This window comes from Streptomyces sp. NPDC021562 (assembly GCF_040640875.1).
Lineage (GTDB): Bacteria > Actinomycetota > Actinomycetes > Streptomycetales > Streptomycetaceae > Streptomyces.
The window spans coordinates 229,107-254,192 of record NZ_JBFACN010000014.1 but is presented as its reverse complement, the minus strand read 5'-3'; the positions used below and the strand labels follow the sequence as shown (position 1 = coordinate 254,192).

Genomic DNA, 25,086 nt, shown 5'->3' with positions numbered 1-25,086 from the left:
AACAGATACCTCGAAAAGGTGAGATTGGTCTCATTGTCGAGCGGTTCTTGACCCTCCCTTGGGGTGAGATACCTCTGTAGCAGAGGTAATCTTCGAAACGTGGAACCCCGAGAAGCGACACCTCCGGCATCCGAATCCCTTCCGGAAGAGCTGGCCGCGGCATTCCTCGGCATCCAGCGGCTGGTCCGCCGCCGGCTGCGCCGGGGGCTCGCCGCGCCCCGGCTGCGCGGGGCCGAGGTGGAGCTGCTGCGGCTGGTCGAGTCCCGGCCCGGCATCGGCATCTCGGACGCCGCCAAGGAGCTGTACCTGGCGAGCAACTCCGTGTCGACACTGGTCAACCAGCTCGTCAAGGACGGCTACCTGCTGCGCGAGACCGACCCGGCCGACCGGCGGGCCGCCCGCCTGCTGCTGACCGAGGCCGCCACGCAGCGCCTCGCCGACTGGCAGCGGCGCCGCGCGGAACTCTTCGCCGGTCAGGTCGCCCGGCTCGACGAGGCCGACCAGCACCTGCTCGCGGCGGCCCTGCCCGCCCTGCGCAGACTCGCCGTCACCCTGCACGAGGAGGTCCAGGAATCATGACGCCGGACACCGCCGCGGTCGCCTGCACCGGGCTCTCCTACTCCTTCGGGGACACCAGAGCCGTGGACGGGCTCGACCTGACCGTCGGCGAGGGCGAGGTCTTCGGACTGCTGGGTCCCAACGGAGCGGGCAAGACCACCGCCATCCGCTGCATCACCACCCTGCTCCCCGTCCCCGCCGGGATGGTCCGCGTCTTCGGCCACGACACCGGCAAGGACCGGATGGCCGTACGCAGACTGCTCGGCTACGTCCCGCAGCAGCTGTCCGCCGACAGCGGGCTCACCGGACGGGAGAACGTCGCGCTGTTCGCCCGCGTCTTCGACGTCCCCCGCCGCGAACGCGCCGAGCGGGTCGCCCAGGCACTGGCGGCCGTCGACCTCGCCGACGCCGCCGACCGGCTCGCCGGCACCTACTCCGGCGGCATGGTGCGCCGCCTCGAACTGGCCCAGGCGCTGGTCAGCGCGCCACGGCTGCTGATCCTCGACGAGCCGACCATCGGCCTCGACCCGATCGCCCGCACCGGCGTCTGGGACCAGATCAACGCCGTACGCGAAGCCACCGGCATGACCGTCCTGGTCACCACCCACTACATGGACGAGGCCGACCAGCACTGCGGCCGCGTCGGCCTGATGCACCGCGGCCGGATCCGCGCCCTCGGCACCCCCGCCGAGCTGCGGCAGGGCCTCGCCGAACGCCGGGGTGCCGACACCCTGCCCACCCTGGAAGACGTCTTCCGCGACGTGGCCGGCAGCGGCCTCGACGACCAGTCAGGAGGTTTCCGCGATGTCCGAAGCACCCGCCGCACCGCGAAGCGCGTCGGCTGAGCGCACGGCAGCCGCGTCCCTGCTGCTGACCCCGCCCCGGCCGCGCTCCGGCTGGCGGCTGCTGCCCGCCCGGGTCGTCGCCATGTGCGCCGTCGAACTGCAGAAGCTCCGGCACGACCGCACCGAGCTCTACACCCGGGCGATCCAGCCGGCCCTGTGGCTGCTGATCTTCGGCCAGACCTTCACCCGGATCCGGGCGATCCCCACCGGCGGCATCCCCTACATCGACTACCTGGCGCCCGGCATCATCGCCCAGTCCGCGATGTTCATCGCCATCTTCTACGGCATCCAGATCATCTGGGAACGCGACGCGGGCATCCTCAACAAGCTGCTCGTCACCCCGACCCCACGCTCGGCGCTGATCACCGGAAAGGCGTTCGCGGCGGGCGTGAAGTCCCTGATCCAGGCCGTCGTGGTGATCGTCATCGCCGCGGTCCTCGGGGTCTCGCTCACCTGGAACCCGCTGAAGCTGCTCGGGGTCGGGCTGGCCGTCGTCCTCGCCTCCGCGTTCTTCTCCTGCCTGTCGATGAGCATCGCCGGGATCGTCCTCAGCCGCGACCGGCTGATGGGCATCGGGCAGGCCATCACCATGCCGCTGTTCTTCGGCTCCAACGCCCTCTACCCCGTGGCGATCATGCCCGGCTGGCTCCAGGTGGTCAGCAAGGTCAACCCGCTCAGCTACCAAGTCGACGCCCTGCGCGGGCTGCTGCTCGGCACCCCGGCACATCTCGGCCTCGACTTCGGGGTGCTGGCGGTGGCCGCCGCCCTCGGCATCACCGCGGCCTCCTCGCTGCTCGGCCGCCTCGCCCGCTGATCTTGCGACGGGCCGGACGCCGACGTGATGTGCGGCACGCGCCCGGACCCCGTCCCGGACGACCGGGGCGGGATAACCCCTGCGCAACGCTTGATCAGCGATCAAAGGGGGCGAACCCCCTGGCCACAGCGCATTCCGCTCATTTGACAGTGCGCTGAGCCCACAGATAGACAGCGTGGGTCGAGAGGGGCACTGTGTACGAGCCGAACGTGGTCGGGGACTGGCACGAGTACGACGAGCATGCCGGTCTGCGGGTCCGCGTCCACCGTCTGGAGGCGGCCGAGCCGCCGCGCGGCCGGGACGACGCCGCGGCCGGTCTGACGTACTTCAGTGCCCGGGTGACCATCGAGAACCGGGGCTCACGCACCTTCGGGGTCCAGCTGGAGGACGGTCAGATCGACGTCCGGGTGGGCCCCGACGGGGAGGGCGCGTTCATCGACTGGCGCAACTCCCAGTTCATCGAGGGCTTCGACGTCTACCCGCTGCGCCGCGCCACCGCGATCCTCTACGCGGCCTGCCCGGAGAACGCCCTGGGCCAGGTGGACATCCAGATCCACCTGCGCGTCGACGAGGAGTGGACCGAACGCCGGCTGTGGGCGGGCGGCATCGGTGTGCTGGAGTCGACGGCCGGCTCCGCCTGCCAGGGGGCCGGGCTGGGCAGCCTGGCCCACCAGGTGACCGCCTTCCTCAAGGACCAGACGGAGCCCGGCCCCTCCGCCTGACCGGCGTCAGTGCGGGATGCCGTCGATGAGTTCGCGGGCCCCCTGGCGCAGCAGGGCCACGGCGACCGAGGTGCCGAGCGTCGCCGGATCAAGGCGGCCCGCCCACTCGTGGGCGTTCAGCCGGGTCTTGCCGTCGGGCGTGAACACACAGGCCCGCAGGGACAGTTCACCGGCGTGGTCGACCCGGGCGTAGCCGGCGATCGGGCTGTTGCAGTGCCCCTGCAGCACATGCAGGAACATCCGCTCGGCGGTCGCCTCCCGGTGGGTGGCGGGATCACCGAGGCCGCTCACCGCGTCGATCAGGTCCCGGTCGTCCTCCCGGCACTGCAGGGCGAGGATGCCCGCGCCGATGGGCGGCATCATCGTCTCCAGGTCCAGCACCTCGGTGGCCACGTCGGGACGCCCGATCCGCTCCAGCCCCGCCATCGCGAGCAGCAGCGCGTCCGCGTCACCGGCGGCCAGCTTCTCCAGCCGGCGGTTGGCGTTGCCCCGGAACGGCACGCATCGCAGATGGGGGTGGGTCGCCGCCAGTTGGGCGACCCGGCGGACCGCGGACGTGCCGACCCTGGTGCCCGGCGGCAGTTCGTCCAGGGTCAGGCCGCCCGGGTGGATGAGGGCGTCACGGATGTCGTCCCGCTTCAGGAACGCGGCGAACACCGTCCCGGCGGGCAGCGGGCGGTCCGCCGGCACATCCTTCACACAGTGCACCGCGAGATCGGCCTCGCCGGCCAGCAGCGCGGCGTCCACCTCCTTGGTGAACGCGCCCTTCCCCTCCACCTGGGACAGATCGCCCAGCCACTTGTCACCGGTCGTCCGCACCGGTACGACCTCGGTGCGCACCTGCGGATGAAGGGCGGCCAACTCGGCCCGGACACGGGCCACCTGAGCGAGCGCCATCGGCGAGTCGCGGGACACGATGCGGATCAACTCGGGCACGGACATGGGGACACGATAGACCCAGGAGCCCCCCGCTGATTCCGACATCCTGTCGGCCGCCGGGCAGGGGAGCGGGCCGTCCGGTCACCGGCCCGCCGCTCAGGCCGGCTGCTCCGGCAGGTCCGCCGCCGACTCCTGCGGGGCGAGGTCGGGGCGCAGCCGCAGCCAGGACGGCTGGCGCAGCAGCCCGGCCCGGGTGCGCGTGCTGTAGTCGACCTCGCCGACCAGGCGGGGCAGCACCCAGTGGGCGTTCGCGACCGGTGGCACCGGATCGAAGGGGCAGACACCGGCCTCGGCGGCCCGCAGCAGCGCGCCCAGTTCGGCGCGTTCCGGCTCGCTCCAGCCGGTGCCCACCCCGCCGACGTACCGGAGCCGTCCGTCGGCGGACCGCTGGCCCACCAGCACCGCGCCCGGCAGGCCGGTCAGCCGCCCCCTGCCCGGCAGCCAGCCGCCGACGATCACGTCCTCGGCATGTCTGTTGCGGATCTTGAGCCAGGCACGGGACCGCACCCCGGGCTCGTAGCCGGAGTCCAGCCGCTTGCACACCACGCCCTCGAGACCGTGCTCCCGGGTGGCCCGCAGCGCCTCGGCGCCGTGCCCGACGACCGCACCCGGCGTCGACCAGTACGGCCCGTTCAGGGCGAGGGACTCCAGACGGGCCCGCCGCTCCCGGTACGCCACGGTGAACAGCGGTTCCTCCAGGAACGGGACGTCGAACAGGATCAGGTGGACCGGTACCCGGGCCGCCATCCGCGCCGCCCGGCCCGGAGCGTGGGCGAGCCCCATCCTGCTCTGCAGCAACTGGAAGTCGGCGCGGCCCTGATCGTCCAGGGCCAGCACCTCACCGTCCAGGACCGCCGGTACCCGGCCCAGGGCCGCGCCGAGCGGCCGGAGCTCGGGGTAGGCGGCGGTGATGTCCTCGCCGGAGCGGGCACGCAGCACCAGCGTGCCGTCACCGGGCAGGTAGAGGACCGCCCGCTGGCCGTCCTGCTTGGTCTCGTACGCCCACCGGGCGTCCTGGGCGGCGGGCGGCAGCGTGCCGGGAGTGGCGAGCATGGGCGCGATCAGCGGCAGGACGGTCACCCAGAAGGTGTGGACCGGCCGTGTCCGCCGCACGCCCCTTCCGGCGCCGGTTCCCCCGAACAGGCCTCAGGCGTCCGGAAGCGTATTGCGGCCGCCGTCCGTCAGCGCACCGGCTCGGCCGAGGGCTCGGTGGGGGCCGGGGCGGGTCCGGCCTCCGCGGTCCGGCGGCCGGGCAGGAAGGAGGCCAGGACGAAGGCCAGGACGGCCGCGCCCGCGCCGATGGCCATGACGGCCTTGAAGCCGTTCTCGGACGGGAGGGTGGCGCCGCCGAGGCTGATGGTCAGCTGGGCCAGGATCACCCCGGCCACCGCACTGGCCACCGAGGTGCCGATGGACCGCATCAGCGTGTTGAGGCTGTTCGCGGCGGCGGTCTCGGAAGCCGGGACCGCCGCCATGATCAGCGCGGGCATCGCGCCGTAGGCGAAGCCGACACCGGCGCCGATGATGCAGGAGACCAGGACCAGGTGCCAGACCTGGGACATCAGGACGATGTTCAGTCCGTACCCCGCGGCGACGATCACGGCGCCGATCATGAGGGTGATCTTCGGCCCCCTGGCCTTGGTGATGGCCGCCGAGACCGGGGCGAAGCCCATCATCACCAGACCCTGCGGGGCCATCACCAGACCGACCGTCATCATCGACCTGCCGAGGCCGTAACCGGTCTGGGCCGGCAGCTGGAGCAGCTGCGGCAGCACCAGGGACATCGCGAACATCGAGAAGCCGAACGCGATCGAGGCGAGGTTGGTGAACAGCACCTGGCGCCGGGCGGTGGTGCGCAGGTCCACCAGCGGCCGGCTGGTGCGCAGTTCGAAGAAGCCCCAGGCGACGAGCACCACGACCGCGAGCGCGAACAGACCGAGCGTGGTGCCGCTCGCCCAGCCCCAGTCGGCTCCCTTGGACACCGCGAGCAGCAGCGAGACCAGACCGACCGCGAGACCGACGGCGCCGACCGCGTCGAAACGGCCGCCCGAGCGCACCGTGGACTCCGGCACCAGAAGCACGACCAGCGCGAACGCGACGACGCCGAGGGTGGCGGACGTCCAGAACAGTACGTGCCAGTCGAAGTGGTCCGCGATGAAGGCCGCGGCCGGCAGCCCCAGGGCGCCGCCGACGCCGAGGGAGGCGCTCATCAGGGCCGTCGAGCCCGCGAGCCGCTCCGGCGGCAGCTCGTCGCGCATGATGCTGATGCCGAGCGGCACCACGGCCGCCGCGAGCCCCTGGAGGGTACGGCCGACGATCATCGGGACCAGTGCGCCGCTCAGCGCGCACACGACCGAGCCGGCCACCAGCAGCACCAGGCTGACCAGCAGCATCAGCCGCTTGCCGAACATGTCGCCGATGCGGCCGGCCACCGGGGTCGCCACCGCGGCCGCCAGCAGGGTCGCCGTCACCGCCCAGGCGGCGTCGGAGGCGGACGCGTTCAGGTACTTCGGGAGCTCCGGGACGATCGGGATCACCAGGGTCTGCATCAGCGAGACGGTGATACCGGCCAGGGCCAGCACCGCCACCACCGCGTTCGGACTCGGTCGCGCGGGCCGCAGGGACCCGGCGGGCCGGACAGGGGCTTCGGACATGGGAGTAGGCCTCCGTAGGCATGACGAGGAGCGACGACCATGACCACCTGTTAAGTCAGTCGCTTGACTTACCTTACTGGCAGTCCCTGACCTCACACGGCCGCGTCGCCGCGTAGGCTTTTTCGGCTGGACCTCGCCGCCCCGGGCGAGGCCCCGGTACGGCTCGCGGGACAGGCCGGTCCGGGTGATGCGCGGTCCCGGAGCGGTGGTGGACATGGCGGGCAGGACGGCGCGGGCGGAGCAGGCGGGCGCCACGCGCGAGGCGATCCTCAGCACGGCCGAGCGCCTGTTCGCCGAGCGCGGTGTGTACGCCGTGTCCAACCGCCAGGTCAGCGAGGCCGCCGGCCAGGGCAACAACGCCGCGGTGGGCTACCACTTCGGCACCAAGGCGGACCTCGTCCGCGCCATCGCCGCCCGGCACTTCGACCGGATCGAGGAGATCCGGGTCCGGCTGCTGGCCGCGGTGGGCGACTCCGCCGACGTCCGCGACTGGGTGGACTGCCTGGTCCGCCCGGTCACCGAGCACCTCGCGAGCCTGGGCAGCCCCACCTGGTACGCCCGCTTCTGTGCCCAGGTCATGACGGACCCCGCCCTCTACGACATCATGATCGCGGAGTCCCTCGCCTCGCCCTCGCTCCGGCAGGCCGTCGACGCGCTGAACCGGCGCCTGCCGCAACTGCCCGCCGAGGTCCGCGCGGAGCGCGGCCTGATGGCCCGTACGCTGATCCTGCACACCTGCGCCGAGCGGGAACGCGCCCTCGCCGAGGGCACCGCCACCCCGCGCGCCACCTGGAGCGACGCGGCGACCGGGCTGACCGACGCGCTCCTGGGCCTGTGGCTGGCGCCCGTCACCGGCTGAGCGCCAGGGGCGACGGCCGGGCCGCCGGGCAGCCGCGGTCCGGTCTCGGTCGGGAGACGGCGGTCGCCGCCCACGGGCCGCCGCCTGCCGGTCCGGCGCTGTGCTTCCGCCGTGGGCGGGGTGCGCTTCCTCAGTCCTCCAGGCCGGGCTCCGCCTCGAGTCCGGTGCACGCGAGTTTCCCCTCGACGTCGGCGCAGGCCTCCACGCCGCGGGGCGTGGGCACCGCCAGCATCGGGCTGGTGTACCCGACGGAGTCCTCGGCGGGATAGCTCGCGGAGAGCACGTCCTGGCCGGCCCGTACCGAGACCTCCCGGGCGTGCGGGGTGTGCAGCCGCACCTCGGACCAGGCCGTGCCGCAGGTGGGGGACCAGCGCAGCCGGACGTCGTAGGCGGTGTCGGCGACGGCGCTCTTCGTCTGCGCGTCCCGGGCGCACGCCGAGGCGTCGGGCAACTCGCCCTGGCAGGACCTGCCGTGACAGCCGGGCGCCGCGGAGACGGGCTGTGCGCCCGGCGTGCCGCGCCGGTACGAGACGGTCATGGCGGCCGCCGTCACCCCGGCCACCGCGAGCAGGGCGAGCGCGGTCAGCGGCAGCCGCCACCACCGCCTCGCCCGTGGCCGCCGGGGGGCCGGTACGACGGCCGGCGGCTCCGCGACGGCCTCGCACGACGCCAGCACGGCGTCCGGGTCCACGCCCGCCAGCCGGGCCAGCGCCTCCACGGCCGGGCGCGGCGGGCGTTTGGCGCCGGAGAGGTAGCGGTGCCAGGCGGACTTGCTGTACGGGGTGCGGGCGGCCAGTGCCGCCAGGCTGAGCCCCGTACGTTCCTTGAGTTCGCGCAGCCGCGCCGCGGGTGAATCGTCCGGTGGGGTGGTGGGCGCTCCTTCGGGGTGCCGCATGGTGCGTGCCTCGACTTCATTACGCTATGGGCGTTTCGCCCCTGTTGTCGGGATGGCTTCCCATGGAGACCGGGTCCGCAACCGGCGGACAGGTGTGAAGACGTGAAACGGGGGGCGCGTCGAAGGCCTGTGCGGGACATGGGGGTCCCGAACAGGCCTCGACGGTCAGGGAGTACGGCGGGCGGGGAGGGTCAGCGTCGCGCGGGCGTCAGCACCAGGGGACGGCGTGCCCGACCCGGACGTAGCGGGCGGTGACGTAGCCCCTGCGGTGCGGGAGCCGGTACCAGAGGTGGGTGCCGCGCACCGAGCCGCCCCAGGTCTTGCAGGTCACGGGGACGAGCCGGTTGCTGTGCCGGTGGCCGACCACGCGGTAGCGGGTGCTCGGGCCGGAGCGGACGTTGAGCCGGACATGGTGCGTGGTCACCCGGCCGACGCTGCGGTAGGTGTGGTGCCGGTGGTGACGGGGGGTCGCCGGGGCAGGCAACGTGGTGTAGCCGGAGTACTGCACGATTCCCTGGGGCGCGGGGACCGGGGCGGCGGCGCTCGCGGTGGCGGCTCCGGCCGTGGGCAGGAACGCGAACACCGCGACCGTGGCCAGCAGGCCGTTCTTCAGGATCCGACGGGACATGGAAACCTCCGTGCTGTCGTGCCCGTGACCACGAAGCGTGATCACGATTCGGAGGATTGCCGTGACCGGGGGGCACCATGTCGTCCCGGCGTGCCGCGGGACGCGTGGGACGTCCCCGGGGACGGGGTCCGGCCGTGCGGGGTCCGGCGCGGAGGTGCGCAACGCTCTTGTCCGCGGGTGCCGGCGGTGGTGCGGGACGCGTGCGGGGACGCGGGACGGTCCGGCCGGGCGCCGGCGACCAGCCAACTTACTTGAGTTACGCAACGATATGGTGAACTGGTGGGTATGCCCACAGACTCCCCGCCCGACGTCCCCGCCGCGACTCGGGAGGTCGTCGAGATCGAGCGCGCCCTGACCCGCATCACGTACCTGAGCACGCGGGCTCGCCGTCACGAGCGGCTGATGGCGCTCGCGGGAGTCCCCCTGGACCGCGCCGCGGTGGCACTGCTGCGCCAGGTCGCCGACTCCGAGCCGCTGCGGCCTGGGGAGTTGGCGCAGCGGCTCGGAGTCGAGGCGTCCCACGTGACCCGCACGGTGCAGCAGCTCCAGCGCTCGGGTCATGTCACGCGCGTGCCGGACCCCGACGACCGCCGTGCCCAGCGAATCGAACTCACCGACGCCGGCCGGGGAGCCGTCGACCGCGTCCGGGACGCCGGAGCGCGCGGCATGCAGCTGGCCCTGGGGGAGTGGCAGCCGGAGGAACTGCGTCAACTGGCCGTGCTCTTCCACCGTATGGTCGACGACTTCCTGTCCTGCGCGGTCGAGGAGGAGCCCGACCGGGAGGCCGGCGCAACGGTGCCCCCGGCCCCGGCGGTCTGAGCCACCCCAACGACGACGGCACCGGGACCCACCGCCTGGAACAGGGCCCGGCGCGGGCCGGGGCGATACCGCCGGGTAATATCCGGCGACAGGTCGTCAGAGGAGGCTCCGTGTCCCGGTCCGAACGTTCCGCCCTGGTGCTCGCCGGGCTGCTGGCCACCGCGGGGGTCGCCCACTTCGCGGCCCCGAAGTCCTTCGACGCCACCATCCCGAAGGCCCTGCCCGGGTCACCGCGGGCGTGGACGTACGGGAGCGGGGCCGTCGAGCTGGCACTGGCCGCGGGGATCGCGCTGCCCCGCACCCGGACGGCGGCGGCCCGGGCGGCCGCCGCCTTCTTCGTCGGCGTGTTCCCGGCCAACGTCCAGATGGCCGTCGACTGGCAGAAGCGGCCCCAGCCGTACCAGACCGCGGCCCTCGCCCGGCTGCCGCTCCAGGTACCCCTGGTGCTGTGGGCGCGCGGCGTCGCACGAAACGAGGAGGGCCGCTAGATGGCGGAACCAGTCGAGGTCGGAAGCAAGGTCGAGGACTTCGCGCTGCCGGACGAGACCGGCACGACCCGGACGCTGACGGAGCTGCTGGCCGACGGGCCCGTCGTGCTCTTCTTCTATCCGGCCGCCCTGTCTCCGGGCTGCACCTCGGAGGCCTGCCACTTCCGGGACCTGGCGAGCGAGTTCGCGGCCGCCGGTGCCCGGCCCGTCGGGATCAGCGGGGACAGTGTGGAGCGGCAGCAGGAGTTCTCCGGGAAGCACACGCTCGGCATGCCGCTGCTCTCCGACACCGACGGCACGGTCCGGGAGCGGTTCGGCGTCAAGCGCGGTTTCTCGCTCGCCCCGACCAAGCGGGCCACCTTCGTCATCGCCCAGGACCGCACCGTCCTGGAGGTCGTCCGCAGCGAACTGCGCATGAACGCGCACGCCGACCGCGCGCTCGCCGCACTCCGCGCCCACCGGGGCTGAGACCGCGCGTCCCGCGGTTGATGCGCTGGGACACAGGTCTCATCCTGGGGCGTATGGAGCGTGTCGCGGCCGCGGCGGTCATCGATGTCCTGGGCAGGGTGACGGGGTGGAGCGACGGCGCGCGGGTGCTCACCGGACGCCCGGCCGAGGAGGTCGTCGGCAGGCCGGCCGCCGAACTCCTCGCCGCGGGCATCCCGGTCGCGGCGCTGGCCGCCCGCTCCGGGACCGTCGCCCTGCGCCATGCCGACGGGCGCCGGCTGGAGATCGCCCTGACCGGCTGTCCGATCCTCGGCCGCGATGGCCGCACCACCGGGTACGCCGTCACCGCGGACCCGCCCTGGAAGGCCGACCCCACCCTCGCGGGCCAGGCCTTCCAACAGGCCTCCATGTCCATGTCGGTGTTCGACGTCCACCAGCACTACCTCCGCTCCAACGACGCCTCCTGTCACGTCCTGGGCGTCCCGGAGGAGGCCCTGGTGGGCCGCTTCTTCCTGGACACCGTCGAGGACGTCCCGCACCACCAGGGCTTCCTGCGCCATCTGCGCCAGGTCGTCGAGACCGGCCGGCCCGTACGCTACGAGAGCTTCACCGGCGCCCCCGCCCTCAGCCGGGAACACGCCTGGAGCATCGAGATGTGGCCGCTGCGCGATCCGGCCGGCGAACTGACCGCCGTCGCCCTCGCGGCCTTCGACAGCACCGAGCAGTACCTGGCCCGGCTCCGGCTCGCCCTGCTCAACGAGGCGGCCACCACCATCGGCAGCACCCTGGACGTGGTGCGCACCGCCGAGGAAGTCATCGAACTGCTGGTCCCCGGATACGCCGACTTCGCGAACGTGGACCTGTTCGACTGGGTGCTCGGCGCCGAGGAGGTACCCACCGTCCCGCGGGGCGACATCATGCTGCGCCGCGTGGCCCACGGATCGAGGACCGACGGCAACCCCGAAGCGGTGGTCCACCCGGGCGAGACCGACATGTACCTGGAGGCGTCGCCACCGGCCCTCGCCCTGCGGGAAGGCCACGCCGTGCTCAGCCAGGCGGGCGAACCCGCGTTCCGCAGCTGGGTCGAGGAACGCAGCGCTCGCGCGCCGGCCGGCCGGGCCCACCGCGAGGGCGCCCACTCGATGATCGCGGTGCCGCTCAAGGCCCGGGGCGTGGTGCTCGGCGTCGCCGTGTGCGTGCGCATCGCCCACCCCGACGACTACGCCCCCGACGACGCCGTCTTCGCCGAGGAACTCGGCAGCCGCGCCGCCGTCTGCATCGACAACGCCCGCCGTTTCGCCCGCGAACGCTCCACCGCGCTGGCCCTCCAGCACAGCCTGCTGCCCCGGGGCCTGCCCGGCCAGGCCGCCGTCGAGGTGGCCCACCGCTACCTGCCGTCCGGATCGCTGGCCGGCATCGGCGGCGACTGGTTCGACGTGATCCCGCTCTCCGGCAGCCGGGTCGCCCTGGTCGTCGGCGACGTCGTCGGGCACGGCATCCGTTCCTCCGCCACCATGGGCCGGCTGCGGACGGCCGTACGCACCCTCGCGGACGTCGACCTGCCACCCGACGAACTCCTCACCCATCTCGACGACCTGGTGACCCACCTCGCCGCCGACGGCAGCGGTGAGGAGATCGCCGAACTGGGCGCCACCTGCCTGTACGCGGTCTACGACCCCGTCTCGCGGACCCTCTCGCTCGCCGCAGCCGGACACCCCGCACCCGCACTCGTGCTGCCGGGCCGCTGCGCCGAGCTGGTCCCGATGACCGCGGGGCCGCCGCTCGGGGTCGGCGGGCTGCCCTTCGAGGCGGTGGAACTGCACCTGCCCGAGGGGGCCGTCCTCGCCTTCTACACGGACGGCCTGATCGAGGACCGCCACCGGGACGTGGACCGTGCCATCGAGGAGATGTGCCGCGCCCTGAGCGCCCCCGCCGACTCCCTGGAGGCCCTCGGCGACAACGTGCTCAAGGCGGTCCTGCCGGAACAGCCCTCCGACGACGTGGCCCTGCTCCTGGCCCGCACCCGCTCCCTCGGCGCCGACCGGGTGGCCACCTGGGACATCCCGCCGGACCCCGCCGAGGTGGCGCACTACCGGCAGGCGGCCGTCGAGCGGCTGACCGCCTGGGGTCTGGACGAGGCGGCCTTCGTCACCGAACTCGTCGTCAGCGAACTCGTCACCAACGCCATCCGCTACGGCGAACCGCCCGTCCAGCTGCGCCTGATCCGTGACCGCGCGCTCATCTGCGAGGTCTTGGACGGCAGTTCGACCTCACCGCACCTGCGCCGGGCGCACGCCTACGACGAGGGCGGCCGCGGACTGCTCCTGGTCGCCCAGCTCACCCAGCGCTGGGGCAGCAGGCAGACGAGCACCGGCAAGTCGATCTGGGCCGAACAGCCCCTCCCTGACGACCCGTCGTGACCGGGCCGGCCGGGGTGGACGGCGGCCCTCGGTCAGCCGTCAGGTGTGGTGCCGGGTGCCGGGTGCCGGGTGTCAGGAGTCGGCGTCCGCGGCGACCTGGGCGAGGGTGCGGCCGGAGCGCACCGAGCGGGCCCGCCGGGGGTCGGGGGTGCCGTGGTCGCCCGACCGCGCCGGGCCCTTCCGCACCAGCAGCCAGGCGTCGTCGCCGTCCCGCCCGCGGAAGCGGGTCAGGGCGTACTCGCCGTGCAGCTTGGCGCCGTGCAGCCGGAAGGTCGCGTGCCCCGCCGCCAGCGACTCCTCGAAACCGACCGGCCGCCCCTTGCGGTCGTGGCTGAGCGGCTCGTACCAGCCGTGGTCCCAGACGATCACGGTGCCGCCGCCGTACTCGCCCTTCGGAATCACCCCCTCGAACTCCTCGTACTCCAGAGGATGGTCCTCCGTCGGCACGGCCAGCCGCTTGTCCCCGGGGTCGGCCGACGGGCCCTTCGGGACCGACCAGGACCTCAGGACCCCGTCCACCTGCAACCGGAAGTCGAAGTGCATCCGGCGCGCGTCATGGATCTGCACCACGAACCGGGGCCGCTCCCCGGCCGCCGGCGCCTGCCCCGAAGGCTCCCTGGTCCGCCCGAAATCGCGCTTGTCACGGTATGTGCGCAACCGGTCGTCAGCACCCACCACGACTCCTTCCGCCGTACCCGTCCTGCCGCACCCCGGGTACCCGGCCGGGCCCCTCCCGATCAGCCCGCGGCCCGCTGGCCGATCCCGTCCAGTTCGGCCATCGCGTCCTCGGGCAGCTCCAGGGCGGCCGCCGCGATGTTCTCCCGCAGGTGCTCGGGGGAGGAGGTGCCCGGGATCAGCGCGATGTTCGGGGAACGCCGCAGCAGCCAGGCCAGCGCCACCTGCTGCGCCGAGGCCCCGAGCCGGTCCGCGACCTTGCTCAGCGTCTCCGACTGCAGCGGGGTGAAACCGCCCAGCGGGAAGTACGGCACGAAGGCGATGTTCTCGGCCGCGGTCCGCGCGACCAGCGCGTCGTCCTGCCGGTTGGCCAGGTTGTACAGGTTCTGCACGGTGACCACGGGCGCGATGGCCTGCGCCTCGGTCAGCTGCGCGGCGGAGGCCGTGCTCAGCCCCAGGTGCCGGATCAGGCCCGCCTCGCGCAGCTCGGCCAGCGCGCCGAACTGATCGCCGATCGGGTCCTCGTTCGGTGTGTCCATGTCCCCCAGGCGCAGGTTCACCACGTCCAGGGCCTCCACGCCGAGGTTCCGGAGGTTGTCGTACACCTGGGCCTTCAGGTCCTCGGGATGCCGCATCATCACCCAGCTGCCGTCGGCGGCCCGGCGGGCGCCCACCTTGGTGACGATGCGCAGCTCCTCCGGGTAGGGGTGCAGGGCCTCCCTGATGATCTCGTTGACGACCACCGGTCCGTAGAAGTCGGCGGTGTCGATGTGCGTGATGCCCGCCGCCACGGCCGCGCGCAGCACCGCGACGGCCCTCGCGCGGTCCCGCGGCGGGCCGAAGACGTGCGGGCCGGCCAGCTGCATGGCGCCGTACCCGACGCGGGTGAGGGTCAGGCCGTCCGCCGGGGTCAGCGTTCCGGCGAGCTGTGCGGTCATGATGTCGTGCCTTCCGTGAAGGGTCCGAGGGCCACCGGTACGGCCGGTGACCCGTCCTCGCCGTCCACCCTGCGGCGCCCGCGGCCGGCGAGGCTAAGCCCCGGTGTTCCTGGGAGTGACAGGACCAGGCACCGCGTCCGGCCGGACCGTAGGGTTGGGGGCGTGGACGGTTCGAACGCGCTGGGTGAGTTCCTGCGGGCCCGCCGCGCGCTGGTCGGCCCCGCGGACGTCGGCCTGCCCGGCGGCGGGCTGCGACGGGTGCCGGGGCTGCGCCGCGAGGAAGTGGCGATGCTCGCCGGCATCAGCTCCGACTACTACCTGAGGCTGGAGCAGGGCCGCGACCGCAACCCCTCCGTCCAGGTCCTCGAAGCCCTCGCCCGGGTCCTCGGCCTGGACGCCGACGCCACCGCGTACCTCGTGTCCCTGGCGCGGGACCGGTCCGCCGAGGGACGCAATCCGCGGGCCCGCACTCCGCACCGGACCGAACAGGTGCCGACCGGCCTGCGCCAGCTCATCGACGGCTGGCCCCGGAACCCGGCCTACGTCCAGAACCACTACACCGACTGCCTGGCCGCCAACACGCTGTGCACCGCGCTGTCCCCGAACTACGTCCCCGGCGTCAACCTGTTGCGGGCCGTCTTCCTCGATCCCGCCGAGCGGGAGCTGCGCCGGGACTGGGAGGACCTCACCGAGGAGGGGGTGGCCGTCCTGCGCGCGTACGCCGGCCCCGACAGCGACGACGCGCGGCTGCGCGAACTGGTGGGCGACCTCTCCGTGCGCAGCGAACGCTTCCGCACCCTGTGGGCCCGGCACGACATACGGCCCCGGCGCGAGCGGGTGAGCCACCTGACCCATCCGCTGGTCGGCGACCTCGACCTGCACTCCACCAAACTGTCCTTGGACGGCACCGGGCTCACCGTGGTCGTCTTCCACGCCGAGCCCGGCAGCCGCGACGCCGAACTCCTGGACATCCTCGGAAGCCTCGCCGCGGCCACGGGCGGCGGCGGGCGGGAGGAGACCGCCGAGGAGCGCGTCGAGGAGTGACCGCCGGCCCGGGACGGACCGGCCGGCCGGTCAGAACTCCTCGTGGCTGTCCGGGTCGCCGCCCAGCCGCTGGTGGGAGCGCTCGGACAGGGCCGTCATCTGGGTGTCGCGCAGTTGGAAACCGAAGACGTCCAGGTTCGTCCGCTGCCGCTCGGCGTCCGCCGACTTCGGGATGGCCACGGCACCGAGCTGGACGTGCCAGCGCAGGATCACCTGCGCGGGCGTCACCCCGAGCGACCGCGCGATGCCGACCACCACCGGTTCCTCCAGCAGCCCCCCGTCCCGGCCGAGCGGGCTCCAGCTCTCGGTGACGATGCCCTTCTCCGCGTGGAACGCGCGCAACTCCTCCTGCGGGAACAGCGGATGCAGTTCCACCTGGTTCACCGACGGGAGCACGCCGGTCTCCTTCTCCAGCCGGGCGAGATGCTCCTCGGTGAAGTTGGAGACGCCGATCGAGCGCACCAGCCCGTCCGAGCGCAGCTTGATCATCGCCTTCCACGAGTCGACGTACTTGCCGACCCGGGGGTTGGGCCAGTGGATCAGATACAGGTCCAGGTACTCCAGGCCCAGCCGCCGCCTGGACTCCTCGAAGGAGGCGAGGGTCTCCTCGTACCCGTGGTGGCGGCCCGGCAGTTTCGTCGTGACCCGGACCTCCTCGCGGGGCACACCGCTGCTCGCCACACCCCGGCCCACCCCGGTCTCGTTGCGGTAGTTCACCGCCGTGTCCACCAGCCGGTAACCGGTCTCGAGCGCGTGCCGGACGGCCTGCTCCGCCTGCGTGTCGTCCATCGGCCAGGTGCCCAGGCCGATCGCGGGGATCGTCGTGTCGTCGTTGAGCGTGTACGCCGGAATGCTGATCACGATGCGACCTTCCCTCGAACGTGTCCTGTCTCCACCCTCACGGACCGGGCAGTGGTGATCAAGCGGGGCGTCTTCTGCTGGGCGCTCCCGGCTGTCACGATCTTCGGGGAAGCGGTACCGGCGAGCATCGGAGCACGTATGACGACGGGAAGCAGCACGGGGAACCGGACGGTCGCGGTGCGTCCCGTCGCCGGGCACATCGGTGCCGAGATCACCGGGGTCGACCTCACCGAGGACCTGGACGAGTCCGTGGTCGCCGTCATCCGGGAGGCCGTACTGCGCTGGAAGGTGGTCTTCTTCCGCGACCAGCGGCTCGACCACGCGGCCCACGTGGCCTTCGCGCGCCGCTTCGGCGAACCCGTCGTCCTGGGACGGCGCGGCAGTGCCTCCCCCGTGGACTTCCCCGAGGTGGAGACCACCGCCGACCGGCTGGAGCTGGGCGGGCGGTTCGGGATGGAGCACGAGGAGTGGCTCCAGCGGCGCCGGCACACCCTGCTGCGCGGCTGGCACTGCGACCACGGCGCCCGCGTCGACCCGCCGGCGGCGACCATCCTGCGCGCCGAGACCGTCCCGCCGTACGGCGGTGACACCACCTGGTCCAATCTCGCCGCGGCCTACGCCGGGCTCTCCGCACCCGTGCGGGCCTTCGCCGACGGGCTGCGGGCCGAGCACCGGCTCGGTGTCGGCTACCAGCCCCGGCCGGGGGACGACTCCTACCTCCGCCACCTGCTGGACCACCAGGTGGCGTCCGTGCACCCGTTGGTCCGGGTGCACCCGCACAGCGGTGAGCGGGTGCTGTACGTCAACGGCTACTACGTCGAGCAGATCGTCGACGTCTCCCGGCCGGAGAGCGCCGCGCTCCTCGAAATGTTCCTCGAGCAGGCCGTACGGCCCGAGTACACCGTCCGCTTCCGCTGGGAACCCGGCAGTGTCGCCTTCTGGGACAACCGGGCCACCATCCACCTGGCCCCCGGCGACAACGCCCACCTCGGCTTCCCCCGGGTCATGCACCGGGTGATGCTGCACGGCGAAATCCCGGTCGGCGTGGACGGCCGACCGTCGGAACCGGTCACCGGCACGGAGGCAGGGCGGTGGTGACCCGGTGACCTCACACGGCTCCGGGTCGCCAGCCGAGGGCCGGGCCGAGGTGGGTCGCGATGTCCGTCAGGATCTGGACGTAGTCCGCGTGCTCGAAGGTGAACGGCAGCGCGAAGGCCACCTCGTCCACCTCGCGGAACCCGGCGTGCGCGTGCAGTCGCTCGGCGATCTCGGCCGAGGTGCCCACCAGGTCCGGCGCGAACAGCAGCCGCGCCGGGCCCTGCGGGGCCGTGGTGCGGGGCAGCCGCTCGGCCGCGTACGCCTGGTACTTCGCGCGCTGCCCGGGTGTGGCGGAGTCGGTGGGGATCACGACGAGCCCCTGGGAGACCCGGGCCGCCTCCCCGTCGGGGTGGTGGGCACGGAACTCGGCGATCTGCGCGCGCTGGATCTCCGCGAAGTCGTGGGCGCCGCCCGCCGTGTCCGGCCCCTCGGCCTTGACCACGCTGCTGGTCAGGAAGTTCATGCCGTGCTCGCCGGCCCAGCGGGCCGAACCGAGACTGCCACCGCCGTACCAGAGGCGACGTCCGAGTCCGGCCGAGTGCGGCTGGACCACGTCCGAGAAGATTTCGAAGCCCTCCACCCCGCTGAAGTCGGTGGCCGGCTTGCCGCGCACGAAGTCCAGCAGCCGCCGCACCCGCTCGTAGCCGAAGTCCTCGCTGTCCGCCGTGTCCGGGTAGAGGGCCTCCCTGACCTGGTCGTAGTGCATGGGCGGCCCCACGCTCACCCCGGGGTTGAGCCGGCCGCCGGACAGCACGTCGACGGTCGCCAGGTCCTCGGCGAGCCGCAACGGGTTCTCCCAGCCCAGCGGGATCACCGCGGTGCCCAGCTCGATCCGGCTGGTGCGCTGGGAGGCGGCGGCGAGGACGGCGACCGGGGACGAGATGCCGTACTGGAGGTGCCGGTGGCGCACCCAGGCGCTGTCGAAGCCCAGCCGTTCGCCCAGCTCGATGATCTCCAGCGTGGACTCGTGCCCCTCGGCCGGATCCGCCGCGTCGAACAGGCCGATCGTCAGGAAGCCCAGTCTGCGCAGCGGGCGGGGAGTGGACGGCACCGGTCCTCCAGCGGTCGTACGTCAGTTCTGTGATTGTGGCACCCGAACATTGCGGGAGTGTGATCAGACGAGCGGAATGACGATCTCGTCCTCGACCGGCGGGTCCAGCTCCTGCGGGCGGTTGCCGGTGGCGGCGAAGCAGCGCAGCCGTACCGCCTCCGGGCTCACGTCCAGGCGCAGGAAGCACTTGAAGAACGGCGGGCTGAAGCTGACCGAGCCGGGGGAGAACAGCTGGGTGTAGATCTTCTTCACCGGCAGCCGGAAGCGGGGGCCGCGGTCCGGGCGGCTGCCCGCGCCGAGCAGGGTCGCGATCACCCGGGCCCGGCGGGTGACCCGGGTGTCCGGGTGGGGCGTACGGGCGGGCCGGATGCCGAGCCGCTCGGCGATCACGGCCGTCGCCTCCGCCTCGCTGAGGGTGAACAGGCGGGGCAGACGCAGTCTGCGGCCGTACAGCCGGCTGTAGAAGGCGAGCGAGTCGCCGCGCAGCGGGTAGCAGCGGAAGTCGTCCTCGGTGACGTTCGCGACCGAGACCCGGGGGATGGTGTGGGTGGCGTGCATGAAGGCACCGCCGCCGCCCGCGACCACGTACTGGATGGTGCGGCCGGCCACGTCGACGGGGTACCGCTGGTAGTTGTGGATGTCGCCGCCGATCGCCGCCACGTAGTGGTGGGCCGGGTCGCGGACGACGTCGTCGACCGTACCGCCGCCCTCGACGGGGCACGGGTGGTGCTCGCCGTCCACGTACAGCGGGGAGCCGGTGACCAGGATCTTCGGGCGCGGTCCCCGGGACACCTCCCGGAGCCAGGCGCTCTGTTCGGCGTCGATCGTGCCCAGCAGACCGGTGTCGATGCCGACGATCCGGACCGGGCCGGCGTCGATCGCCCAGTAGGGTCCCGGCTGCACGGCCTTCTGCTCCGGTTGCGGCCTCAGCTTCCTTGCCTCGGCGAGCAGTTCTTCGTCGGCCGGGCGGGCCCGGTGCCACAGCAGGGTGCGCCACCAGGCGCGGGTGAGCGGACGGGGCCCCGGCTCGGGGGTGAGGGGCGGGGTGTCGTCGCAGAAGACGCGCATGAACGCGCCGAGGTCCTCGTACCAGTCGTGGTTGCCGGGTATCGCGTAGATCGGGGCGGGATAGTCCCGGTACGGGCGGAAGAACTTGGGGCCGTAGTCGTCGGTGGTGCCGACCGGATAGATCACGTCGCTCGCGATCACCGCGAAGTCGGTGTCCCGGCCCGCCTTCAGGAAACCCGGCACCACGGCGTACTGGGAGTCGTCCCCCTCACCGGTGTCGCCGATCACCATGAACGAGAAACGGTCGGCCTCATGACGCCGGATCACCTTGTCGGCCGGCGCTCCGGCGGCCTCCCGGGCGGCCACCCAACGGCTGCGGGTGCGGCCGGTCGGGTCACCGAACCAGGAGGCCAGCACGCCGTTGCGGGCCGCCCACATGGTCGCCGGGTCGAACCAGAACAGCTTCTGGACGTGGTCCGGCATCAGCCGCCGGTAGGCACCCCGCTCGGCCTCGCCCCAGCCGGCGCCCTCTGCGGTCTCGCGTGAGGAGTTGGACACGCCGGAACCGTAGCAACGATCAACGCGGCGGCGAGGCGCGGGGGTCAGGGGCGGGGGAGGGCGTCACGGGCCGGTGCTCAGGGCGGGACGATCTTGATCGCGCTCATCCAGCCGTGTCCCTCGGGCCGGGTCTGCAGGGCCATGTGGAGCAGCTGCATGCCCTCCAGTTCGCGGGCGTGGCGCAGCGCGCCGACGACCACCGGGTTGAGCCCGCCGGAGGCGGCCAGCTCGGCCACCCGGTCCCGGGCAGCGGCGTCGTCGCCCGCGATGAACACGTCCAGGGGCAGTCCGCCGACCTGGCCCGCGACCAGCGCACCCGCGAAGGTCGTGTTGAAGGCCTTGACCAGGTGCGTGCCCGGCGCGGCGGCCTTGGCGAGCTGCTGGGCGGCCGAGCTGTCCGCGGGCACCGTGAGCGAGTCGAAGGTGGCGAAGTCCACCGGGTTGGAGATGTCGACGACCGCCTTCCCGGCGAGCCGGTCCCCGTACTCGGTCACGACCTCCCGGGCCGCGTCGAACGGCACGGCCAGCACCACCACGTCCGCCGACCCGACCGCGTCCGGCACGGCGGGTTCCACGTCGGCCCCCGCCGCCCGCTCGGCCAGTGCCTTCGCGAGGGTGCCGGCCTTCGCGGGATCCGTGCCGATCAGCCGCACCGTGTGTCCGCCCGCCAGGGCCCGGGTGGCGATACCGCCCGCCATGTTGCCTGTGCCCACGATGAAGACCCGCATGAGGAGCCCCTTCCGTGTGGGGGAGCACACTCCGGCCGAACCAGGATAAAACGGTGCGGCCGACCCCGCTGTTCTCCTCACCCCGGCCCCTTGGCGGCGGGCCGCACCGGATAGCGTGGCGATCATGAGGGGCTGGAGGACACGGCCGGCGTCACCGGCGGACGTCGAGGCGGTGGCCGAGCTGCGCGCCGTCGTGCTGCGGGCCGATCTGGAGCGGCTCGGGCGGTACGACCCGCAACGCGTCCGGCAACGGCTGAGGGACGGGTTCGACGCCGACCGCACCTCGGTGATCGAGGTGGACGGCGCCTTCGCCGGATGCGTGGCGCTGCGACCGGCCGAGGACGCGCTCTGGCTGGAGCACTTCTACCTGGCACCGGAGCTCCAGGGAGCCGGGATCGGCTCGGGAGTCCTGGCCGAGCTGCTGGCGCGGTGCGACCGCGACGGGGCCCGGGTCCGGCTGAACGTCCTGCGGGGCAGTGCGGCCCGACGGCTGTACGAGCGGCACGGGTTCACCGTCGAGACCGAGGACCCGGTGGACGTCTTCATGGCTCGGGCGCCGTCCCGCCGAGTCCGGGGTCGGGCTTCGGCGTCGACGACACCGCCGGGACGGCCTGCTGACGTACCGCGGTCGGGCGGCCCGCGACCGTAATCCGGTCGCGGGGCCGCCCGGCCGGATCAGAACGTGCGCTTCAGCAGGCCGAGCAGCGCCTCCCAGTGCCGCTCGGAGGCCTCGGCGGAGTAGGCCGGGGTGTCGGCCTGCGTGTAGCCGTGGTCGGCGCCCCGGTAGATCTCGCAGGTGTTGCGGACCCCGGCGGCGTCGAGCGCCTCCTGGAAGGTGCGGATCTGCTCCTCGGTCATCGAGTGGTCCTGGTCCGCGAAACCGAAGTACAGCTCGGCGGTGACCCGGTCGGCCAGCAGGTGCGGGCTGTCCGCGTCCTCGGTGACCATCCGGCCGCCGTGGAAGCCGCCCACGGCCGCGACCCGGTCCGGGAACGCGGCGGCGGTCCGCATGGCGAGCCGGGCGCCCATGCAGTAACCCGTGATCGCCACCGGCCCGTCGGCGACCAGCGGGCTCTGCGCCAGCCAGTCCAGGTAGGCGGCCGAGTCCCGGTCGGTGAGCTCCGGCGTCAGCGACATCATGACCGGCATGATCTGCTGCCAGATCGTGGGGTCCGCGGAGGGGTCGATGAACTCCGGAAGGTCGAACACCGGGGTCCGGCCATGCCGGTGGAAGACGTTCGGGACCAGCACGGTGTAGCCCTCGCCCGCGAGCCGGTCCGCCATCGCCTTCAGGTGCGGGCGGATCCCGTAGGCGTCCTGGTAGAAGAGCACACCGGGGTGCGGGAGTCCGTCGGCCGGGTGAGCCAGGTAGGCGTCGGCGACTCCGTCCGTGGTGGTGATGTCCACGTCGGTTCCCTGTACGGCGGTCATGGCGCAAGTGCCTCTCTGTGGAGTCGGCGTCGGGGTGCGGGACACCCGGCGCGGCATGTCCTGATCATCGTGGCACGCGCGCCCGGGCGAACCGGCCCGGGGGAGCCGGAACCGGTCACTCGAAGCGCGAGGTGTCGCCCGCGCCGCGGCGTACGATCTCCGCCTCCCCGCCCGAGAAGTCGATGACCGTGGTCGGCTCGGTGCCGCACTCCCCGGAGTCGACCACCGCGTCCACCGAGTGGTCGAGCCGGTCCTTGATCTCCCAGCCCTGGGTCAGCGGCTCCTCCTCGTCCGGCAGCAGCAGGGTGCTGGACAGCAGCGGCTCGCCCAGTTCCGCCAGCAGGGCCTGGGTGACCACGTGGTCGGGGATGCGGACGCCGACGGTCTTCTTCTTCGGGTGCAGCAGCTTGCGCGGGACCTCACGGGTCGCCGGGAGGATGAAGGTGTAGCTGCCGGGGGTGGACGCCTTCACGGCCCGGAACACGTCGTTGTCCACCCGCACGAACTGGCCGAGCTGGGCGAAGTCGCGGCACATCAGGGTGAAGTGGTGCCGGTCGTCCAGGTGCCTGATGGCGCGGATCCGGTCGATGCCGTCCCGGCTGCCGAGCTGGCAGCCCAGTGCGTAGCAGGAGTCGGTCGGGTATGCGATGAGCGAACCCGACCGCACCGAGTCGGCGATCTGGGAGATGCTCCGCGGTTGCGGGTTGTCGGGGTGCACGTCGAAGTACTTCGCCATCCGCCGAGCTTATGCCGAGCGACGCGAACCGGCCGAATTTCCGGATCGGCGCGCATGGCCGCCGCAATCCTGGGCACCCGACCATTCAGCCGCCCGGGGCCCTCCCCCCGGTCCCGGGTGAGGCGTCCTTCGCCGGCGGCCCTTCCCCCGAGGACCGCCGGCGAAGTCGTGTCCGGCGGCCGGGGACCGGCCCGCATTCATCGGGTAACGTCCGGGGACCGAGGCCGACGCGAGGGACGAGGAGCAGGGCGAGATGGCAGGCCGAGCGGACCGGGGCCCCCACGACCCGACACCCGACGGCGACCGCTGGGCCGCGCAACTCCTCGACCACCTGCGCCCCGGCGCCCGGGACCCCCGCCGGGTCGTCACCTGGCTGGCCCAGGCCGTCCAGGCGAGCGTCTGCCTCCGGGCCGCCGACGGCACCCTGCTGGCCGGCACCCACCTCCCCCTCGACGCCGGTCTGGTGGCCGACGTGACCACCGGCCGGATCTCGGCCGCCGCCGTCCAGGACGGCGACCGCCACCTGCGCCTGGTCGCCGTCCGCGCCCCCGACCCGCGCCCGGCGGCGGCCGGACTGCTCGCCGTGGCCCGCGCCACCCCCTTCGACCGGCGCGCCGCCGAGACGGTCACCCACACCGCCGGAGTCGTCGAACTGCTGCTGCGCGAACGCGAACTGACCACCGCGGGCCGCCGGCTCCGGCGGGCCGCCGCCGACCTGCGGCTGGCGATCCTGCAACTCCTGATGGTGGAGGACACCGTCTCCGCCCGCCGCGTCGCCGCCGGCCTGTGGCCCGGTCTCCTCGACACCGACAGCGCCCGCGTGTACATCGTCGAAGGACACCCGGCGGAACGTGACGGCCTCGCCGACGACTGCGTCGACGTGACCCACGGCCAGGCCCTCGTCGTACGCTGCCCCGCCATGGACGGCCACGTCATCGTCCTCAGCCCCGCCCCGGCCACCGGGGAAGCGCTGCGCACGCTCGTCCACGGCCGCCCCGGCACCTTCCTCGGCGGCAGCGTCCGCCAGAGCCTCGCGCAGACGGCCACCGCCTACGGCCAGGCGGTCAGCGCCCTCGCCGTCGCCCACTTCCGCCCCGACCAGGCCGCCGTCTACGCCGAACGCACCCACCCCGCCCGGCTGATGGACCCCACCGCACTGCGCGCCTGGTCCTCCGCCGTGCTCCGGCCCCTCGACGACCTGCCCCACCACACCCGGGCCGAACTGCTCGCCACCACCCGCCTCGGCCTGGAGTTCACCGCCGTGAGCGCCGCCAAGGTCCTCGGCGTCAGCCGCAACACGGTCCGCGCCCGCATGGACCGCGTCGAGACGCTGCTCGGCGCCGACTTCTCCGACCTCACCGTACGGGCCGCCACCCATCTGGCCCTCAACACCGAGGCGGCCCGCACGGAGGAACCCGCCGGGGCGGCACGGCACTCCACCCCGGTCCGGCTCGGCGACCTGCTGGCGGGACCCGCGCTGCGGGCCTGGGCCCAGGACCTGCTGGACCGCCTGGCCCGGGACGGCCGGGACCTGCGCGGCACCCTGCGCGCCTGGATCGCCGCCGGGGGGAACGCCGAACGCGCCGCCCAGTCCCTGGGCGTGCACGCCCAGACGGTCCGCGAACACGTCCGGGGCGCCGAACCCGTCCTGGAACGCCAGCTGCTGGCCTCCGGCACCGACCTCTACGAGGTCGTCCTCGCCCACCTCGCCCTCGGCGACCTCACGGCACCCGTCCTGCTCCGGGCGAACCAGGGCCAACCGGACTCACCTGTGCACAGGTGAGTCCTTCGTCCACCCGAACAGGCATCGGCGCGGTACCCAACGGCCGGATCCGCACGTAGGTTCACCTTGCGCGGGGGCCCGACCGGC

Annotated in this window: 26 protein-coding genes; 13 read left to right on the top strand and 13 right to left on the bottom strand. The window is 73.2% G+C overall.

The window, feature by feature from the left end:
* The first annotated feature begins 99 nt into the window (after positions 1-99).
* From AB0G52_RS23430 to AB0G52_RS23415, 4 genes are all read left to right on the top strand, one after another.
* On the top strand, positions 100-579 hold the full coding sequence (locus AB0G52_RS23430; RefSeq protein WP_361338317.1) for a MarR family transcriptional regulator: 480 nt from the start codon (positions 100-102) through the stop codon (positions 577-579).
* Positions 576-1,403: an ATP-binding cassette domain-containing protein gene (locus AB0G52_RS23425; protein WP_361338315.1), complete on the top strand. Its 828-nt coding sequence runs from the start codon at positions 576-578 to the stop codon at positions 1,401-1,403. Before AB0G52_RS23430 ends, AB0G52_RS23425 begins: the two co-directional genes overlap by 4 nt.
* Positions 1,363-2,217, top strand: coding sequence for an ABC transporter permease (locus AB0G52_RS23420; RefSeq protein ID WP_132892834.1), 855 nt, complete (start codon positions 1,363-1,365; stop codon positions 2,215-2,217). The genes AB0G52_RS23425 and AB0G52_RS23420 overlap by 41 nt, the downstream gene beginning before the upstream one ends.
* Before the next feature lie 194 nt (positions 2,218-2,411).
* The gene (locus tag AB0G52_RS23415) at positions 2,412-2,939 is read left to right on the top strand and encodes a hypothetical protein (RefSeq protein WP_361338313.1); all 528 of its coding nucleotides are present in this window, start codon (positions 2,412-2,414) and stop codon (positions 2,937-2,939) included.
* A 6-nt stretch (positions 2,940-2,945) separates the two neighbouring features.
* Here AB0G52_RS23415 and hemC read toward each other — a convergent pair whose 3' ends face one another.
* The 3 genes from hemC to AB0G52_RS23400 form a co-directional block, all read right to left on the bottom strand.
* A complete protein-coding gene (gene hemC / locus AB0G52_RS23410) occupies positions 2,946-3,881 on the bottom strand; it encodes a hydroxymethylbilane synthase (RefSeq protein WP_132892830.1) in 936 nt (311 codons plus the stop codon).
* A gap of 93 nt (positions 3,882-3,974) precedes the next feature.
* Positions 3,975-4,931 carry an ATP-dependent DNA ligase gene (locus tag AB0G52_RS23405; protein ID WP_132892875.1) on the bottom strand — a complete coding sequence of 319 codons (957 nt, stop codon included), beginning with the start codon at positions 4,929-4,931 and terminating at the stop codon, positions 3,975-3,977.
* 128 nt (positions 4,932-5,059) lie between these two features.
* Positions 5,060-6,532, bottom strand: a complete 1,473-nt coding sequence (locus AB0G52_RS23400) for an MFS transporter (protein WP_361338311.1) — start codon at positions 6,530-6,532, stop codon at positions 5,060-5,062.
* Positions 6,533-6,746: 214 nt separating this feature from the next.
* On the opposite strand from AB0G52_RS23400, the gene AB0G52_RS23395 reads away from it, so the two are divergent.
* Entirely contained in the window at positions 6,747-7,391 is a 645-nt protein-coding gene (locus tag AB0G52_RS23395; protein WP_132892827.1) for a TetR family transcriptional regulator, read from the top strand.
* Positions 7,392-7,521: 130 nt separating this feature from the next.
* On the opposite strand, the gene AB0G52_RS23390 is transcribed toward AB0G52_RS23395, so the two are convergent.
* The gene (locus AB0G52_RS23390) at positions 7,522-8,286 is read right to left on the bottom strand and encodes a DUF2690 domain-containing protein (protein WP_361338309.1); all 765 of its coding nucleotides are present in this window, start codon (positions 8,284-8,286) and stop codon (positions 7,522-7,524) included.
* Between the two features lie 208 nt (positions 8,287-8,494).
* On the bottom strand, positions 8,495-8,914 hold the full coding sequence (locus AB0G52_RS23385; protein WP_132892824.1) for an SH3 domain-containing protein: 420 nt from the start codon (positions 8,912-8,914) through the stop codon (positions 8,495-8,497).
* Between the two features lie 285 nt (positions 8,915-9,199).
* On the opposite strand from AB0G52_RS23385, the gene AB0G52_RS23380 reads away from it, so the two are divergent.
* The 4 genes from AB0G52_RS23380 (at position 9,200) to AB0G52_RS23365 (ending at position 13,088) form a co-directional block, all read left to right on the top strand.
* Complete coding sequence (locus AB0G52_RS23380; protein ID WP_361338328.1) at positions 9,200-9,733, top strand: MarR family transcriptional regulator; 534 nt, start codon at positions 9,200-9,202, stop codon at positions 9,731-9,733.
* A 110-nt stretch (positions 9,734-9,843) separates the two neighbouring features.
* Entirely contained in the window at positions 9,844-10,221 is a 378-nt protein-coding gene (locus AB0G52_RS23375; RefSeq protein ID WP_361338307.1) for a hypothetical protein, read from the top strand.
* Positions 10,222-10,689: a peroxiredoxin gene (locus AB0G52_RS23370; protein ID WP_132892818.1), complete on the top strand. Its 468-nt coding sequence runs from the start codon at positions 10,222-10,224 to the stop codon at positions 10,687-10,689.
* A gap of 53 nt (positions 10,690-10,742) precedes the next feature.
* Positions 10,743-13,088 (top strand): SpoIIE family protein phosphatase, encoded by a 2,346-nt coding sequence (locus AB0G52_RS23365; RefSeq protein WP_361338305.1) that lies wholly within the window; start codon positions 10,743-10,745, stop codon positions 13,086-13,088.
* Positions 13,089-13,160: 72 nt separating this feature from the next.
* Here AB0G52_RS23365 and AB0G52_RS23360 read toward each other — a convergent pair whose 3' ends face one another.
* Together AB0G52_RS23360 and AB0G52_RS23355 are read right to left on the bottom strand one after the other, a co-directional pair.
* On the bottom strand, positions 13,161-13,763 hold the full coding sequence (locus tag AB0G52_RS23360; protein ID WP_361338303.1) for a DNA polymerase ligase N-terminal domain-containing protein: 603 nt from the start codon (positions 13,761-13,763) through the stop codon (positions 13,161-13,163).
* Positions 13,764-13,825: 62 nt separating this feature from the next.
* Positions 13,826-14,701 (bottom strand): oxidoreductase, encoded by an 876-nt coding sequence (locus AB0G52_RS23355; protein WP_361338301.1) that lies wholly within the window; start codon positions 14,699-14,701, stop codon positions 13,826-13,828.
* Between the two features lie 162 nt (positions 14,702-14,863).
* On the opposite strand from AB0G52_RS23355, the gene AB0G52_RS23350 reads away from it, so the two are divergent.
* Positions 14,864-15,745: a helix-turn-helix transcriptional regulator gene (locus AB0G52_RS23350; RefSeq protein ID WP_361338299.1), complete on the top strand. Its 882-nt coding sequence runs from the start codon at positions 14,864-14,866 to the stop codon at positions 15,743-15,745.
* Positions 15,746-15,775: 30 nt separating this feature from the next.
* On the opposite strand, the gene AB0G52_RS23345 is transcribed toward AB0G52_RS23350, so the two are convergent.
* Positions 15,776-16,606, bottom strand: coding sequence for an aldo/keto reductase (locus tag AB0G52_RS23345; protein ID WP_132892809.1), 831 nt, complete (start codon positions 16,604-16,606; stop codon positions 15,776-15,778).
* A gap of 138 nt (positions 16,607-16,744) precedes the next feature.
* Here AB0G52_RS23345 and AB0G52_RS23340 point away from each other — a divergent pair, with 138 nt between their 5' ends.
* The gene (locus AB0G52_RS23340) at positions 16,745-17,704 is read left to right on the top strand and encodes a TauD/TfdA family dioxygenase (protein ID WP_132892807.1); all 960 of its coding nucleotides are present in this window, start codon (positions 16,745-16,747) and stop codon (positions 17,702-17,704) included.
* Positions 17,705-17,714: 10 nt separating this feature from the next.
* Here the strand turns inward: AB0G52_RS23340 and AB0G52_RS23335 are convergent, their stop codons facing one another.
* From AB0G52_RS23335 to AB0G52_RS23325, 3 genes are all read right to left on the bottom strand, one after another.
* On the bottom strand, positions 17,715-18,755 hold the full coding sequence (locus AB0G52_RS23335; RefSeq protein ID WP_132892805.1) for an LLM class flavin-dependent oxidoreductase: 1,041 nt from the start codon (positions 18,753-18,755) through the stop codon (positions 17,715-17,717).
* Between the two features lie 63 nt (positions 18,756-18,818).
* Positions 18,819-20,321, bottom strand: coding sequence for a metallophosphoesterase (locus tag AB0G52_RS23330; protein ID WP_132892803.1), 1,503 nt, complete (start codon positions 20,319-20,321; stop codon positions 18,819-18,821).
* Between the two features lie 77 nt (positions 20,322-20,398).
* Positions 20,399-21,049: an NAD(P)-binding domain-containing protein gene (locus AB0G52_RS23325; RefSeq protein ID WP_132892802.1), complete on the bottom strand. Its 651-nt coding sequence runs from the start codon at positions 21,047-21,049 to the stop codon at positions 20,399-20,401.
* A gap of 124 nt (positions 21,050-21,173) precedes the next feature.
* On the opposite strand from AB0G52_RS23325, the gene AB0G52_RS23320 reads away from it, so the two are divergent.
* Complete coding sequence (locus AB0G52_RS23320) at positions 21,174-21,698, top strand: GNAT family N-acetyltransferase (protein WP_132892800.1); 525 nt, start codon at positions 21,174-21,176, stop codon at positions 21,696-21,698.
* A gap of 26 nt (positions 21,699-21,724) precedes the next feature.
* Here AB0G52_RS23320 and AB0G52_RS23315 read toward each other — a convergent pair whose 3' ends face one another.
* Positions 21,725-22,480: a dienelactone hydrolase family protein gene (locus tag AB0G52_RS23315; protein ID WP_132892799.1), complete on the bottom strand. Its 756-nt coding sequence runs from the start codon at positions 22,478-22,480 to the stop codon at positions 21,725-21,727.
* 115 nt (positions 22,481-22,595) lie between these two features.
* Entirely contained in the window at positions 22,596-23,216 is a 621-nt protein-coding gene (locus AB0G52_RS23310) for an L-threonylcarbamoyladenylate synthase (protein ID WP_165939527.1), read from the bottom strand.
* A 253-nt stretch (positions 23,217-23,469) separates the two neighbouring features.
* On the opposite strand from AB0G52_RS23310, the gene AB0G52_RS23305 reads away from it, so the two are divergent.
* Positions 23,470-24,999, top strand: a complete 1,530-nt coding sequence (locus AB0G52_RS23305) for a PucR family transcriptional regulator (protein WP_132892797.1) — start codon at positions 23,470-23,472, stop codon at positions 24,997-24,999.
* Positions 25,000-25,086: the final 87 nt, after the last annotated feature.

Bases quoted from the DNA above. Each gene is read 5' to 3' on its own strand.
- AB0G52_RS23320 (WP_132892800.1), top strand. From the start codon at position 21,174: ATGAGGGGCTGGAGGACACGGCCGGCGTCACCGGCGGACGTCGAGGCG.
- AB0G52_RS23365 (WP_361338305.1), top strand. From the start codon at position 10,743: ATGGAGCGTGTCGCGGCCGCGGCGGTCATCGATGTCCTGGGCAGGGTG.
- AB0G52_RS23370 (WP_132892818.1), top strand. From the start codon at position 10,222: ATGGCGGAACCAGTCGAGGTCGGAAGCAAGGTCGAGGACTTCGCGCTG.
- AB0G52_RS23395 (WP_132892827.1), top strand. From the start codon at position 6,747: ATGGCGGGCAGGACGGCGCGGGCGGAGCAGGCGGGCGCCACGCGCGAG.
- hemC (WP_132892830.1), bottom strand. From the start codon at position 3,881: ATGTCCGTGCCCGAGTTGATCCGCATCGTGTCCCGCGACTCGCCGATG.
- AB0G52_RS23400 (WP_361338311.1), bottom strand. From the start codon at position 6,532: ATGTCCGAAGCCCCTGTCCGGCCCGCCGGGTCCCTGCGGCCCGCGCGA.
- AB0G52_RS23385 (WP_132892824.1), bottom strand. From the start codon at position 8,914: ATGTCCCGTCGGATCCTGAAGAACGGCCTGCTGGCCACGGTCGCGGTG.
- AB0G52_RS23420 (WP_132892834.1), top strand. From the start codon at position 1,363: ATGTCCGAAGCACCCGCCGCACCGCGAAGCGCGTCGGCTGAGCGCACG.
- AB0G52_RS23425 (WP_361338315.1), top strand. From the start codon at position 576: ATGACGCCGGACACCGCCGCGGTCGCCTGCACCGGGCTCTCCTACTCC.
- AB0G52_RS23315 (WP_132892799.1), bottom strand. From the start codon at position 22,480: ATGACCGCCGTACAGGGAACCGACGTGGACATCACCACCACGGACGGA.
- AB0G52_RS23380 (WP_361338328.1), top strand. From the start codon at position 9,200: ATGCCCACAGACTCCCCGCCCGACGTCCCCGCCGCGACTCGGGAGGTC.
- AB0G52_RS23405 (WP_132892875.1), bottom strand. From the start codon at position 4,931: ATGCTCGCCACTCCCGGCACGCTGCCGCCCGCCGCCCAGGACGCCCGG.
- AB0G52_RS23390 (WP_361338309.1), bottom strand. From the start codon at position 8,286: ATGCGGCACCCCGAAGGAGCGCCCACCACCCCACCGGACGATTCACCC.
- AB0G52_RS23325 (WP_132892802.1), bottom strand. From the start codon at position 21,049: ATGCGGGTCTTCATCGTGGGCACAGGCAACATGGCGGGCGGTATCGCC.
- AB0G52_RS23340 (WP_132892807.1), top strand. From the start codon at position 16,745: ATGACGACGGGAAGCAGCACGGGGAACCGGACGGTCGCGGTGCGTCCC.
- AB0G52_RS23305 (WP_132892797.1), top strand. From the start codon at position 23,470: ATGGCAGGCCGAGCGGACCGGGGCCCCCACGACCCGACACCCGACGGC.
- AB0G52_RS23310 (WP_165939527.1), bottom strand. From the start codon at position 23,216: ATGGCGAAGTACTTCGACGTGCACCCCGACAACCCGCAACCGCGGAGC.
- AB0G52_RS23355 (WP_361338301.1), bottom strand. From the start codon at position 14,701: ATGACCGCACAGCTCGCCGGAACGCTGACCCCGGCGGACGGCCTGACC.